Annotated in this window: 13 protein-coding genes and 1 pseudogene; 12 read left to right on the top strand and 2 right to left on the bottom strand. The window is 43.0% G+C overall.

Annotated elements, in window-relative coordinates:
- The first annotated feature begins 241 nt into the window (after nucleotides 1-241).
- Nucleotides 242-2,665: an RNA polymerase recycling motor HelD gene (helD, locus tag CA600_RS00975; RefSeq protein ID WP_094868476.1), complete on the top strand. Its 2,424-nt coding sequence runs from the start codon at nucleotides 242-244 to the stop codon at nucleotides 2,663-2,665.
- On the opposite strand, the gene CA600_RS00970 is transcribed toward helD, so the two are convergent.
- Nucleotides 2,629-3,111 (bottom strand): VOC family protein, encoded by a 483-nt coding sequence (locus CA600_RS00970; protein WP_094868475.1) that lies wholly within the window; start codon nucleotides 3,109-3,111, stop codon nucleotides 2,629-2,631. The genes helD and CA600_RS00970 overlap by 37 nt on opposite strands.
- A 159-nt stretch (nucleotides 3,112-3,270) precedes the next feature.
- Here CA600_RS00970 and CA600_RS00965 point away from each other — a divergent pair, with 159 nt between their 5' ends.
- The 10 genes and pseudogenes from CA600_RS00965 to CA600_RS00925 all read left to right on the top strand — a co-directional run bounded on the left by CA600_RS00965 (nucleotide 3,271) and on the right by CA600_RS00925 (nucleotide 12,591).
- Nucleotides 3,271-3,705, top strand: coding sequence for an Lrp/AsnC family transcriptional regulator (locus CA600_RS00965; protein WP_094868474.1), 435 nt, complete (start codon nucleotides 3,271-3,273; stop codon nucleotides 3,703-3,705).
- Between the two features lie 100 nt (nucleotides 3,706-3,805).
- Nucleotides 3,806-5,542 carry a sensor histidine kinase gene (locus CA600_RS00960; protein ID WP_094868473.1) on the top strand — a complete coding sequence of 579 codons (1,737 nt, stop codon included), beginning with the start codon at nucleotides 3,806-3,808 and terminating at the stop codon, nucleotides 5,540-5,542.
- An 11-nt stretch (nucleotides 5,543-5,553) separates the two neighbouring features.
- Nucleotides 5,554-7,128 (top strand): response regulator, encoded by a 1,575-nt coding sequence (locus CA600_RS00955; RefSeq protein ID WP_094868503.1) that lies wholly within the window; start codon nucleotides 5,554-5,556, stop codon nucleotides 7,126-7,128.
- Between the two features lie 169 nt (nucleotides 7,129-7,297).
- Complete coding sequence (locus CA600_RS00950; protein WP_094868472.1) at nucleotides 7,298-8,218, top strand: ABC transporter permease; 921 nt, start codon at nucleotides 7,298-7,300, stop codon at nucleotides 8,216-8,218.
- 39 nt (nucleotides 8,219-8,257) lie between these two features.
- A complete protein-coding gene (locus CA600_RS00945; RefSeq protein ID WP_094868471.1) occupies nucleotides 8,258-9,139 on the top strand; it encodes a carbohydrate ABC transporter permease in 882 nt (293 codons plus the stop codon).
- 53 nt (nucleotides 9,140-9,192) lie between these two features.
- Nucleotides 9,193-10,788 carry an ABC transporter substrate-binding protein gene (locus tag CA600_RS00940; protein WP_076298071.1) on the top strand — a complete coding sequence of 532 codons (1,596 nt, stop codon included), beginning with the start codon at nucleotides 9,193-9,195 and terminating at the stop codon, nucleotides 10,786-10,788.
- Nucleotides 10,789-11,022: 234 nt separating this feature from the next.
- Nucleotides 11,023-11,307, top strand: coding sequence for an alpha/beta-type small acid-soluble spore protein (locus CA600_RS00935; protein WP_076285007.1), 285 nt, complete (start codon nucleotides 11,023-11,025; stop codon nucleotides 11,305-11,307).
- Nucleotides 11,308-11,499: 192 nt separating this feature from the next.
- A pseudogene (locus CA600_RS32065) lies at nucleotides 11,500-11,682 on the top strand (YiaA/YiaB family inner membrane protein); the annotation flags it as partial.
- A gap of 57 nt (nucleotides 11,683-11,739) precedes the next feature.
- Entirely contained in the window at nucleotides 11,740-11,976 is a 237-nt protein-coding gene (locus CA600_RS32060) for a YiaA/YiaB family inner membrane protein (RefSeq protein WP_306035596.1), read from the top strand.
- A gap of 27 nt (nucleotides 11,977-12,003) precedes the next feature.
- Complete coding sequence (locus CA600_RS00925; protein ID WP_094868470.1) at nucleotides 12,004-12,591, top strand: DUF1349 domain-containing protein; 588 nt, start codon at nucleotides 12,004-12,006, stop codon at nucleotides 12,589-12,591.
- A 98-nt stretch (nucleotides 12,592-12,689) separates the two neighbouring features.
- Here CA600_RS00925 and CA600_RS00920 read toward each other — a convergent pair whose 3' ends face one another.
- The gene (locus CA600_RS00920) at nucleotides 12,690-13,292 is read right to left on the bottom strand and encodes a TetR/AcrR family transcriptional regulator (RefSeq protein ID WP_094868469.1); all 603 of its coding nucleotides are present in this window, start codon (nucleotides 13,290-13,292) and stop codon (nucleotides 12,690-12,692) included.
- A gap of 136 nt (nucleotides 13,293-13,428) precedes the next feature.
- Between CA600_RS00920 and CA600_RS00915 the strand changes: the two genes are divergently transcribed.
- Nucleotides 13,429-14,679: an MFS transporter gene (locus CA600_RS00915; protein WP_094868468.1), complete on the top strand. Its 1,251-nt coding sequence runs from the start codon at nucleotides 13,429-13,431 to the stop codon at nucleotides 14,677-14,679.
- Nucleotides 14,680-14,695: the final 16 nt, after the last annotated feature.

Here is a 14,695-nt window from a genome sequence, read left to right as displayed (position 1 = left end):
GCCCAAGCTAGGCATTCAAAAAAGAAGAACCAGCAGAGTCTGCTGGTTCTTCTAACTTATATATATAATTTGCATGCAAAGAAAGTTCATGATATTATAAGATAATCACTGTTTATTTCACTTTTTTAACATAAATATAGCATCTTATCTACAATATTATAATACCATGTGGATTAACAGTTTGTCAAATTTTAATTTTTGCTTCTTTATAACAAGACTGAAAAGGAGCGTGTTCGTGAAGATGGTAAACGTAATGGATTGGCAGCAAGAACAAGATCGGCTTGATTTGGTTACGGAAAAGCTGCGATCAAGAATCGCAGCACTAGAACCAGAAGTGACTGGGTTACGTGATCAAGTGGTGGACATTCGCAAGCGGTTTTGGGAAGAAGTCACGGTCAATACGAGCACCGATGAAGATTTCGAAGAGACCTTCTACAGTATAAAGCAGCAAGAAGCGTTGTTATCCGAGCGGGAGCGCAGCCACCGGCAACGGGTGCAGCGTTTTAAGAATATGCAACGGCTACTGCCGTCTCCCTATTTTGGACGAATGGATTTTCAAGAAGACGGTTTGAGCTTGAGTGAGAAAATTTATATCGGAGTGGCTTCTTTCGTTGATGCAGACGGTGTGGACTTTCTGGTGTATGACTGGCGAACGCCTATTGCAAGCATGTACTATGATCATTCCCCAGGGCCATCTACTTACGAAACGCCGGGAGGACAGATTACTGGTAAGATGATGCTGAAGCGACAATATCAGATCCGTTCCGGTCAGCTCCAGAATGTGTTCGATACGAGCTTAACGATAGGGGACGAATTGCTGCAGCAGGTGCTTGGTAAAGGCGCAGATTCACAAATGAAGAGCATTGTGGCGACCATCCAGAAGGAACAGAACGCCATCATCCGTAATGACAAAAGCCGTATGCTTATTGTGCAGGGAGCGGCTGGCAGCGGCAAAACGTCCGCAGCGCTGCAACGGGTAGCCTATTTATTATACAAACACCGCGATAGGCTCAAGGCGGATCAGATCGTTCTTTTTTCGCCAAATCCGATGTTTAACAGTTATGTATCGACGGTGCTTCCTGAGCTCGGCGAAGAGAATATGCAGCAAACGACCTTTCAGGAGTACCTTGCCTATTGGCTCGGATCCACGATGAATTTAGAGGGCCCCTTCGAGCAGATTGAATATGTACTGACATCACAATCCTCACAGGGGTATGAAGCACGGTTAACAGGGATGCAATATAAGGCTTCTGAGGCTTTCCTGCATGCTCTTCAAAGCTACGCTTTATGGTTAGGCAAAGATGGAATGCTGTTCCACAGTATCCGTTTCCGGGACCGCGAGTTGATTACTGCGGAGCAAATGAAGTCGCAATTTTATAGCTATGACAGCTCTATACGATTGGCTAATCGCGTCGCTTTACTACGTGAGTGGCTGCTGCGTGAGTTGACTAAGCTACAGCGTCAGGAAATGGAGGCACCCTGGGTTCAAGATGAGGTCGATTACCTCGACAATGATCAATATGCCGAAGCATACAGTGAGGTGCTTAAGAAGTACCGGCGAGAAGAGGCTGTCTTCGATTTTACGGAGCAGTATCTTGAAATCTATGGCGATTTTCGTACTCAGAAGGACGGGGAAGAGAATGTCTTTGATTTTAGTTCGCAGGAAGATGAGCTGCTGCGGGGCATGATCGTGAAGGAGCACTTCAAACCGCTGAGACGGGATGTCAAACGGTTAAAATTCATAGATATGATGGGATTATACGAGCAGTTATTTAGGGATGAAGCCACTTATCGGAATATGACGGGTGAGACCGAAGTACCTGATCAATGGCCAGAAATCTGTATGCAAACGAAAGAAAAGTTGAGCCATACCGAACTTTTTTATGAGGATGAGACCCCATTCCTTTATTTAAAAGAGCTTATCGAGGGTTCACGTACGAATACAGTGGTGCGGCATTTATTTATTGATGAAGGACAGGATTATTCGCCGTTCCAATTCGCGTTTCTCAAGCAACTGTTTCCCCGCGCCAGCATGACAGTACTCGGCGATTTCAGTCAAGCGATATTCCCGCAAGCGACGAATTTGCAAGAGGTGGATTCTCCTTTGATCCGGCTTTATGGTGAAGAGGAAACGAACCTATTTCGTTTAATCCGAAGCTATCGTTCGACTCGTGAGATTGTGGAGTTTACGATGGCGCTGCTACCTAATGAAGAGATCGTACCTTTTGATAGGGGAGGCAAGAAGCCGCACCTATTGAAGGCTAGCAATGATGTGGAGCGGGCGGTGCGGATAAAAGAGGATCTTGCGGCGCTTATGGCTGAAGGTCTAGACTCCATCGCCATTATTACTAAGACTGCTGCGGAAAGCCGCGAAGCCTATGAAGCATTGCTTGCACAGGGGGGCGAGAATCTGCGGCTTATTACGAAGGAGACGCTCACCTTTGAGAAGGGAACGCTAATTATCCCTGCGTACCTTGCTAAGGGCGTAGAATTCGACGCCGTGCTAATTTACGATGCTTCTACGCAGACTTATCATCGGGAGAGTGAACGTAAACTCTTTTATACAGCTTGTACACGCGCGATGCATCGGCTTCTACTGTACACGACAGGCGATTGGTCGTACTTTATTCAAGCCTTGGATGCATCTTTGTATGAAGTAGTGTAATTAGACATATCAAAATCAACTTCTTCAAGAAATTCGATAACTTCCCCATTGGGGCTGTGAACGATCGCGTTCTTGATCAGAAGAGGCGGTTCACCAAGGGAAAGCGAATCTGGTTCTATAAAAGCCTTTGCTCCATGAGCAAGGGCTTTTTGGTATATCTCATCCACATTGTCTACGTAAAAAGCAAAATGTAGTAACGCTCCGTGTGCTACTTCCTCTTCAGACAAGGCTTTTTTCCCTTGGGCGGCAATGACTGCATCGTTATCAAAAATCTCTAAGCAAGTTCTTTGATCAGGTGAAATAAGCATCGAAGCTTCTTTGATTTGAAAGGAGGGCAGACTCCAATGATGACCTAACTTGAACCCTAAAACGTCGATATAAAATGAAATTGTTGCTTTATAATCTTTGGCTTGAATCGCTATATGTGCAAGGCCTTTTACGCTCATCTTTAATCGCTCCTATATCTAATGTACTATTTATTATAGTTGGATTAAAATAGGAGATACATATATAAGATAAGTGTTTTATACTGACATGGTTATTGAATATAAGGTATTTTAGACGAAAGAGTTTATTTTATTAAATAACGTTAGGAGGCGCTTGATATGGAGCATCTTATGGATGATATTGATAAAAAGATTATGCAATTATTACAGTACAATGCCCGAATGCCCATTTCACAAATCAGTAAAGAGGTTTCGATGTCACAACCATCCGTTAAAGAAAGAATCATTAAGTTGGAGGCAAGGAACATCATATCGGGGTATCATACAGCTTTTAATTTGCGGGATCTGAACCGGGGTACGACTACTTTTATTCTAATTAAAACAGAACATTGTCAAGAGCTCACCGATTTTTGTAACAATGCTATGGAAGTTACCGATTTGTTCCGCATTAGTGGAGAATATAATTATCTCATTAAGGTACAGACCTCAACGATTGAGGTGCTTGCTGAATTTCAAGATCACCTTATAAAGTTCGGGCCTTCCAAATCGCATATTAGCTTGAAAAATATTTTGGAGAACAGAGTGCTACTCTAAAGCAAAGTTTCCAAATACAAGATATAGTAACCGCTTTCTTTTCGTTGTAGAATGGGTCGAAATAGCAGTCGTATGGATACGTATATAAGGGAGCATGCGCATGGAGAGAAAACTGTCTAGTAAAAAGTATATTCCATTCACATACAAGATGATGATTCCGTATCTCATTCTTGTATTGCTGACAGATATGCTGGTAGGCTATATAGCCTATACAATGCTCGTAGAGTCCAGGACTGAAATGGCGGAAACGAATGTCCGGACCGCATTAAAGCAGACGAGGAACAACATCGAATACCAGACAGATGAAATCAAACGTATGACCAACTCGCTGTTTCTAAATACGAATTTTCAGAATGCCCTTCAGTTCAGGGGAGATCCTTTGGAAAATATGCTCAAAATGAGAGATGATATCGTTCCTTATATGAAAGCCCCTCTGCAATTGTATGGGAACAAGCTGAGACTTGCTCTTTTTACCGTCAATGAGACGATGCTTGAAATTACCGGGGATGATATGTCGACACCCATCGGTCGAAGTGATTATTATGTTCTTTCTGACCAGGTGATCGAGAATACGGAGTGGTTTAAGTCGATTGTTACGAATAATCAAGACAGTTTGTGGCTTCAAGCGGATACCGACCGGGAGCTGGGTAATATTTCATATTTCCGCAAGCTTGTTTCTTCCAAGGCAGCACCTGCTATTATCGGATATATTCGCGTTACGGCGAGGATTGATGAGCTATTTGGTAATTTTGATACTTTTCCGATTGAACAGGGGATTGAACTTCGTCTGTTGGATAGGGCTACAGGAATGACTTTGTATGAGCAAGGTGTTGCTGCTGAAGATACGAAACAAGATGCTTATTTAGTTATTAGTGAAGATATTCCGGTATCAAGCTATGTCATTGAGGCGCGCGTACCCCACTCTTATTTGAACAAAGATGCTAGTAGAATGCGGAAGGTGATTAGTACCGTTTGTTCCATCAGTTTTTTGGTGATGGCTATGATCGGTTTTCTAGTCGCACGTATATCTGGCAAGAAGATCAAGCGGATTGTGTATTTGGTCCGATCGTTTCAGGAGGGTAATTTTTATAAAAGAATCGGATTTCCGGGGAACGATGAATTTGTCTATATCGCTAATAGCTTCAACCAAATGGCGACCAGCATTCAGGAACTCATCCGGAACGTTTATGTGCAGGGTATTCAGAAAAAGCAAGCGGAGCTGGATGTGCTTCAAGCCCAGATCAGTCCGCATTTCCTGTACAATACGCTGTCGACCATCGGCAGTCTGGCCAATATGGGGGAAGTGGAGAAGGTTACGCAGATGGTGCAAGGCCTCTCCAAGTTTTATCGACTCACATTAAACGACGGGCATGTATATATTTCTCTTGAAAATGAGCTGGAGCAGGTGAGGATGTATCTGGAAATTCAGAGAGTGAAGTATGCGGACGCCTTTGAGGTTTATTATGATGTCGATCCGGAAATTTTACAGGTACCTATTATTAAGCTGATTTTGCAGCCATTTGTGGAGAATATATTCAAGCACGCCTGGTTCGGGGAGACCATTGCGATTCGTATTACTGGAAAGCGGCTGGGTGACCGCATCGAACTCAAGGTCATTGATAACGGGATCGGCATGCGGCCGGAGACACTTCAAAACATGCGATCAAGCGCATATCAACCAGGCAGCTACGGTCTGAGAAATGTGGAAGAACGAATTAAACTGCGATACGGGAGCGATTTCGGCATTCAAATCGGCAGCTATTTTGGAGCGGGAACGACAGTTCAAATTATTTTACCGGTGGAAAATGCAGAAATCAGGGAAGTGATGGGGGAGTGAGGAGTATGGCGATGGAGATCAATGTTCTGCTGGTGGATGATGAAGTAATCGATTTGGAATGGCTTAGACGGCGTGTAGCCGGCAGTGATCATTTGTCTTTGCATAGCGTGAGAACGGCAACGAGCGGGTTTGCCGCTCTGAAAATGATGGAGCAGCATCCTATTGATATCATTCTTTCTGATATCGGCATGCCGATTATGTCGGGCGTGGAATTTGCGCGGAAAGCGAAGGAGATTAACCCTGAGGTCCATATTCTTTTTATTAGCGGACACCAGGATTTCAATTATGCCAAGGAAGCGATTCAATTGAATGCATACAGTTATCTGCTTAAGCCTGTGGATGATGACGAGCTGAACGAGACGCTGACCGAACTCTGCGCCAAGATTGAGAAGGAGAGGACGCAGCGTACTTCCTTGTCGGAAACGCTGACGCTTGTTAATCAGGAGCTACTGCTGCGTTGGTTTAACGAGGCGGCACCGGGACAGGTTGAAACGCACATTCACAACGTCCTCACGCCATACTTACAAGGTGCATCGGCGGTTGCCATCATTGAGATCGACGACATGGCGCGAAAAATCCAAACCTGGACGGAAGAAGAGCGGAGTTTATGGAGCAGCACTGCCAATCAGTTTATCCGGAAGTTTGCTCAGGATCAAAATTTGGGCATGGTAATTACGACCTATGACGATCACTTTGTGATCCTTGCTGCGGTTCAGGAACAATATTTTACAGCTTTGCTGGAAGAGTTGATTCGGGCGTTCTATCAGGAGTTCTCCTGTTCGATTACGATCGGAAGAGGAATGTACACAACCGACCCGGTCAAGCTACATGATTCCTATCGGCAGGCGCAGGCCGCTTTAAGCATTAAATGGATCGTAGGGAAGAATAGGTTAATCCAAGATGCCTCGGAATGGTCTCCAAAGGAAAAGATGGCTTCGGACTTAGAGGTTATTGTGGATCGTATGCTTAAAGCTATGCTCGACTACGACCTTACCACTATTGATGATTGCTTGCTTCAACTATTTGCCGGAGACAGCCCGATCTCCCAGAAAAACGACATCTACGATATCATTATCCGGATCACCTCTAAGCTTCATGCTGATCTGCAGCAAATGAATGAGCATTTGTACGAGATTTTGAATTGGGATTCGCATCATCCTTTTGTACTGTTTCAGTTCGAAACGGTGCATGATATCCTATCGTGGCTGAGAAGAAGATTCTTTGAACTGTCTGAGCTGCTTTATTTGAAACGCCAAAGGCAAAAACGTAAGTTAATTGATGAAATCACGGAGTATGTGAAAGAAAGATTAGATCAAAAAATAACGCTAAACGAGGTCGCCGCACATTTCGACTTTACCCCTAACTATCTGGGGCATCTGTTCAAGGTCGAAACCAATAGTCTCTTCAGCGATTTTCTAAGTGAATTACGTATGAAGCGGGTATGCGAGCTACTCGAGGATCCAACAAAAAAAGTATATGAGATTGCGGAACAAGCCGGATATAAGAACATTATTTATTTCAATAGGCAGTTCAAGCAATATATGGGCATGTCGCCCGGCGAGTACCGGAAGAAAAATAAAATCTGAATCGATTGCTTATTGAGGAGGCTCGTGTTCTATATGGAACAGGGTCTTCTTTTTTATCGAAATTGTTTATGAATCGTTGAATTAGTATTATGTTTAGTTGTTTCGCTGAATTATCTCACCGCCGCCGTCCTTTTATAATGAGAGATATAGAGAAGAAAGGGGTGCAAAGATGAAAGGGCATACATTTTGGAGCGATTTAAAAAACTATAGGGTTCTGTTGCTGATGCTGGCTCCGGCGGTTGCTTTTTTTCTTTTGTTTGCCTATGTCCCAATGGCGGGCATTATTATTGCCTTCAAGCATTATGATTACGCGGGCGGTATTTTTGGAAGTGCCTGGAACGGGCTCGATAACTTCCGATTTTTCTTTGAATCAGGAGATGCCTGGCGGGTAACACGGAATACAGCATTGTACAATATTGCATTCATCGTTGTAAATAACGCTTTGCAAATTTTTGCAGCCATTATGTTGTTTGAGGTCGGTGGCAAATGGTTCCGCAAAATTACGCAATCGGCGTTGTTCCTTCCCTATTTTATTTCATGGGTAGTTGTCGGCGCGATTGCCTATAACCTGCTCAATTATGATATTGGTACTGTGAACGCACTCCTTAGAGGACTCGGGCTAGAACCTATTGATATTTACAATACGCCTGCCTACTGGCCGTATATCCTGGTTCTCGTGTCCGCCTGGAAAGGCCTTGGATACGGAACGGTAATGTACTTGGCTGCGATTACGGGCATAGATACTGAACAGTATGAGGCGGCTGAAATCGATGGCGCCAATATTTTTCAGCGGATCCGGAAAGTGACGATTCCAAATCTTTACCCGACGATTATTATTTTGGTGCTGCTGGCGGTCGGGAATATTTTCCGCGGTGATTTCGGGATGTTCTATAACATGATCGGCAATAATGGCTTGTTGTTCTCTTCGACGGATGTTATCGATACCTTCGTCTTCCGATCGCTGATTACTTCGAATGATATCGGCATGTCGGCTGCAGCTGGCGTTTTCCAGTCCGTTCTTGGCTTCGCAACGATCATGACTGTGAACTATGCTGTTCGTAAATACGATAAAGACCGCGCCTTATTCTAACCGCATCAGAGGTACAGTTTTCATAATGGAGGTAACGATATGAAGCAGCTCGATCGTAAAATATTCTCGGGTATTGGTTATGTATCCCTAATCGTTCTCGCAATTTTATGTATATTCCCGTTTGTACTTGTCGTCTCTTCATCACTGACGGAAGAGTCAAAAATATTAACAGAGGGCTATCAATTTATACCTACGGCCTTCTCAACAGAAGCCTACAGCATTTTGTTTAAGTATCCCGACCAGATGATTCAAGCCTATATGGTGACCATAGGCGTTACTATAATAGGCACATTGCTTGGCTTGTTTCTGACTTCGATGACGGCTTATGCGCTATCCAGAAAAGATTTTAAATGGCGTAATAAATTTTCGTTCTTCTTTTTCTTTACAACTTTATTTAACGGCGGTCTGGTTCCATGGTATCTGCTTATGGTCAATTACCTCCATATCAAAGATACACTGATGGCTTTAGTGATTCCGATGATGCTCAACGTCTTTTACATTATTGTTATGAAGTCGTTTATGGGCAGCATTCCGGAAGCAATAGTAGAATCGGCTAAAATTGACGGTGCAGGCGATTTTAAGATTTACGCCCGTTTAATCCTGCCTCTCTCTAAGCCGGCGCTAGCTACTATTGGTTTGTTTCTGGCTCTTGCCTTTTGGAACGACTGGTACAATGCCCTTCTATTTATTTCTGATGAGAAGCTGATGCCGCTTCAATATTATTTGTACAAAATGCTTGGTAATATGGACGGCATGCGAAAAGCCATGATGGGTGCAGGAGCAGTCGTAACCACATCGATTCCAAGCGAGAGCTTGAAGATGGCAATGACGGTTGTAGCTACAGGTCCGATTCTGCTCGCTTATCCATTCGTTCAGAGATATTTCGTTCAAGGCTTGACGATTGGCGCTGTGAAAGGATGAACCCGGGGAAATCCGGTTTATCAATATAATGAATACAAGGGGGAAGGCTTGAAATGCTGAGAAAAAATAGATTCATTATGCTCGCACTCGTTTTAACCTTCGTAATGATCTTGAGCGCATGTGGTGGTGGCAACAACAACGCCAATACACCGGCTAAGGCTACCAATAATGCCGCTGAGGTAACAAGTGAGCCTACCGAAACAGCGAGTGCAACGAATGCAGCCGAAACTTCAGATACCATAGACACCTCTAAAGAAGTAAAGCTGAAAATGATCTTCGTTGGGCCTAAACCGATAGACTATGATAGTGTTTTTGCTGAAATTAACAAGAAACTGAAAGAAAAAATTAATGCGACCCTTGAGGGAGAGTTCTTGGACTGGTCTGACTGGGCTCAAAAATATCCACTGAAGCTGGCGGCAAATGAAGATTTTGACCTCATCTATTCGGCAAACTGGGCTGGTTATAATGACCAGGCGCTGAAAGGCGGATTTCTAGAATTAACCGACGAGCTGCTTACCAAATATATGCCGCAAACTAAGGAAGCTATGTCAGATGTGAGCTGGGATCAGGCAAAAGTAAACGGTAAGCTGTATATGGTTCCGCAAAACAGAGGAGAGTCTGTTGAAAAGCTGATTCTATATCGTGAAGATTTGCGCAAGAAATACAATCTTCCTGAAATCAACAGCCCGGAAGCATATGCTACCTATTTGAAGACGATAGCTGAGAAGGAAAAAGGAATTACACCTTTCACTCCGGAAACAGGAGACTGGAAGTATCATAACTTGGACCGTGTATTACTGAAGCAGCAAAACGAATGGAATATGTTTGACCTGGATCTTCCGTTTGCCTTCAAATTGACCGATGAAACAGGCAAAGTCTTTAACGTCTATGAAACGCAAGAGTTCAAGGATCTACTCGTGTATTACAAAGATCTCGCTGATAACAATGCCTGGTCGAAAAACGTTCTGAACAGCAAAAATGATCATCAGGCGGATTTTAAAGCAGGCAAAACGGCCTCGATTACGCATAATAACGGAACACTTGGAGCACTCATGGCCTTGATGCGCCAAGAAAATTCTCCTTATGAAGTGGCGTTGGCTGATATCAACCAAGGGAAGAAAAAATCAGTGGCGATTTCTACACAAAACGGTACGTCGATTCATGCGACTTCCAAAAATGTAGAACGTTCCTTGATGCTGATTGATCTGATGCAGAATGATAAAGAACTGCACGACCTGATAATGTACGGAATTAGTGGCGTGCACTATGAACCGGTTGGCGACACCAAATATAAAGCACTCGACAAAAATCCAAACTTTACTGGATTCTCTAATTGGAACTTCAACTCACCACTCAACCTTGATAATGAAGCATTCCCTCAAGAAGCTAACGATCTGGCTAAGGGATGGGAAGCTAACGTCTACCACTATGCCCTTGAAACCTTTGTATTCGACAATAGCAAAGTGAAGACGGAAATTGCCAATGTGGGCAATGTAATGCTCCGCTATGCCATTCCGCTCGAGTACGGCGTAATTAAAGATATCGACAAAGGCCTTGCAGATTTGAACAAACAGCTGAAATCAGCTGGCATTGATAAAATCCAGGCTGAGCTGCAAGCGCAAATCGATGCTTTCTTAGCGAACAAGTAATATACAGGATAAGGGAGGCCCAACAGTCATGAAATGACTGTTGGGCCTCCCTGTTGTGGGGATCGTCCGAATAGGAGGTCGCTATCGGACACAGGATTTATCTTTAAATTTACATCAAATTATCAAATTAACGGAAGTTAGCACCCTCTTGGAAATAATCGGAGCAAATCAACAGGGGTGGAGGTTCCGATTTCCGGGCATGTTACTTAAAACATGTTTAGGAGGGGATAAGGGATGTCCAGAAGAAACAGGAAATATGCAGTGCCGGGAGTTAATCGCGGAATGCAAACATTTAAAGCCGAGGTGATGCGGCGCGAGGGTTATGATGTAGATCCGGAGCGGCCTGATGATGTGAAATATGAAGTCGCAAAAGAACTTGGTATTCCATTGGAACACGGTGAGAATGGACATTTGAGTACAGAATCAGTGGGTCAGATTGGCGGAAAAATTGGTGGATCGATGGTCCGCGAGATGATTCGGCTCGCACAGCAGCAATTGGTGGATCAGGAGAGGGAGTAGCATTTTTTCTAAATCATAAAGTTGCAGAAAATGTAGGAGGCGGCTTTAGTCCTGAATTACCTGGGACTGAGACCGTTTTCTTTGCGTTTTCCCAAAACAACCTAATTAATGGTAGAATTTTACCGATGTTCCACGGTATAGTGAAGAAGGTTATAACACCATTCAATTCTGTATTGGGAGAGGAATCGTCGGATGAATCAGAGGTATCGTAAACGCAACACAGCTGCTTTCACAGGGGTATCGTATTTTGCATTGGCTGCAGGTCTTTTTCTATTCTGTTTGGGGGTGTACAACGACGATTGGGAATTGAACGTTAAAGGGTATTATTTGCTTTGCATGGTGTTAATTACGATTAGCTGTATCGTTGTGCAAAAGGTTGTTAGAGACAATTCAGAGGATAAGGAAATTAAGCTAGAAAATCCGAAACACAGGATGAGAAATACAGGGGCTTTCACAATTATGGCTTTTGCAGGCTTGGTTATTGGGTATGTAATGTTCTTTATTGGTCTGTACAATGCTCCATTTCAATTGAATGTAAAGGGGTATTATATAGCTGTTATTCTGTTGATTTCATATAGCGCCGTTGGCGTTCAGAAAGTGACGAGAGATAACGCGGAGGATAAAGAGATTCTCGCCGAGCAAGATGCCAGGAGGGACATTCAAGGGTAAAGAGGGACCTAGATAAGGAGCAGTGAAATGAACTTTATAAAAGAAAATCTCTTTTGGCAACATCCAACAAGCACTTCTTCTATTACAGATAACAAGATTGAAATTGTGACTGAGCCTAATACTGATTTTTGGCAACGCACCTATTATGGGTTTAGAAATGATAATGCACCTGCACTACTGATGAAGACTGATGAGAAATATTTTTCTTTTATAGTGAAGACTGATTTTGATAGTGCTCATAGATTTGATCAGTGTGGAGTAATTGTCTATCAGGACAGTGACAATTGGTTCAAGGCATCGATTGAATATGAGAATGAAGAATATCAAAGATTGGGTAGTGTGGTTACGAATCACGGATATTCGGATTGGGCTACAACAGATATCGATGCAACTATAAAAACAATGTATTACAGATTAAGTCGGCGTGAGAGTGACTTCTGTGTTGAAAATTCTCTTGATGGGATTACATTTAAGCAGATGCGTATTTTTCATTTGTTTGAAGGGAGCGAGCATATCAATTTTGGTTTATATGCTTGTAGCCCAGAAGATTCATCATTTAAAGCAACATTTACAGAAATAGAAATCACAGAATGCCAGTGGTTGGAACATAAATAAAGTTATGGAACTAAGATTAAGCTAAAGGAGCCTCGTGAGTAATGACGAAGCTCCTTTTTATTTTAAAATCTTTGTATGTTAACAAAGTTTTGAATGAACTAACCGGGCTCGCGTAGGCACTCATTTTTTAAATAAGCAGCAAAGCTCTTGATATTCATCCGTATGTGCCGATTATTACCTTCGAGCTTGCTCATCATGATACCGCCCTCCATGATGGAAAGGGAGAAGGTAGCTAGTGCCTCAATATCGAGGTCTGCTTTGAATTCACCACTTTGTACACCCTCAGAAATGATTTTCTTTTTGGATTCTAGTGTGCCTATTAGGGCTTGCTGGGCTTTTTCACGTAAGCCTGGATGACTGTCGTCGCTTTCAATAGCCGTGTTGAGGAGCGGGCACCCCCCAATAAAAGGTGGCGCTTCAACTACTTTCTCGTACACATGTAAATATGCTAACAGCTTGCCAGAGGCCGTTTCTTGCTGACTAATGGCATTAGCCAGTTGGGCCCCCACAATACTACCCGCATAGCTAAAGGCTTCATATGCAATCTCATCTTTACTGGAAAAATGGCGATAAATGCCACCTTTCTTAATGCCTGTCAAATCTGTTATATCAGATAACGAGGAGCCCGAATATCCCTTCTGGTTAAACAGTTCAGCGGCTTTAGCTATGATGTAATTGCGAGTCTTCTCCCCCTTTTCCATTATCATCCTCCGTCCTTAATTGTATATGTACACGTAGTATATCAAATGAAATTATTCTGTTGCAAAAAAAAGCATTTATGCTAATATAAAAGATACCGATTGGTATCTTTTATATTAGACAAGGGTGGAAACCATAATGGAAACGACATGGTTTAAGGAATCCAGGTATGCATGGATTGGATTAGGATCTCTCTGGGTTATTGGATTTATTGGTGCATTGACCCGCTTCAGCTTGTCTTTCTTTCAGGTGCAGATATCGACGGATTTACAGATTAGCAGGGGATTTATCTCAATGGCATGGTCCACCAATTTATTCATCGTAGCCGTATGTGCACCTTTGGGGGGCTGGCTCGTGGATCGGTATGGTACAAAGAAGATACTAATGTTAAGTGCAATTTTGAGTACTTTGGGTACTGGTATTGTCGTGTTAGGTCACCATCCTATTGTCTTTTTTATTGGATACGGTGTTATCTCTGGTTTGGCAGGTATTGGGGCGACGACGAATTATATATTGATGTTTGAATGGTTTAGGCATCATCGGGCTAAAGCAATGGCTTTGCTGGCGAGTGCTTCTTCCGTAGGATTAGCGATTGTTACTCCTATTTTCGTAACCATAGACTGGCTGACTTGGAAGAACGCTTTTATGGCTTCTTTTATCTTAGGTGTTTGTGTGACGCTTCCCGTAATTTGGTTAGGAATTAAGAGTTCACAACCGAAAAATACGGAGAGGGCTCCTTCGGATCGTTCAATAGAAGTCGATGGTCAAGATACATTATCTAGCGTAATTGCACCGTCTAAAAGATTTATCTCTTTTCCTATCTTTGTCGTGGTCGCGATTGCGCTGTTCACCTGCGGTATCAATATGGGATCCGTCGAGATGAATTTGGTAGCCATACATCAGTTGGCAGATGTATCACCAAGCATGATCGCCCTATCTATGAGCATACTTGGAATTATGGAAATCACGGGGGCGCTTATTTGCGGCTATTTTCTGGACCGATACAATAAATTAATGATGATGTCTCTATTGTATGGCATACGTATTGTAGGTTTTGCTTTCCTCTTTATGCATTTAGGAAGTTCACCAATTCTTTTTGCTATAGCGTTCGGAATTACCTACTTAAGCGCATTACCAGGTGGAATGCTTGTTATTAATGAGATTGCAAAGGGTAAAGGAAAACAAACCGGTGTTCTACTTCTCATACACCAGGGCGGCGGTATAGTAGGTGCATTAATTGGAGGCCTGTCCTTCGATTATTTTGGGGATTATCAGAACTTGATTGTTGTTGATGTTATAATCTGTATCCTCGTAACGATAGGGTACTTCGGATTATTCACGACACATAGAAGGAAGATTCGGATTGATAATAAGAAGGTGCATGCATAATTGGCCACCTGATCCT

This window comes from Paenibacillus sp. VTT E-133280 (genome assembly GCF_002264385.1).
Classification (GTDB): Bacteria; Bacillota; Bacilli; order Paenibacillales; family Paenibacillaceae; genus Paenibacillus_AQ; species Paenibacillus_AQ nitricinens.
The sequence above is the reverse complement of the archived record's forward strand: the minus strand, read 5'-3'. Positions and strand labels throughout refer to the sequence as shown.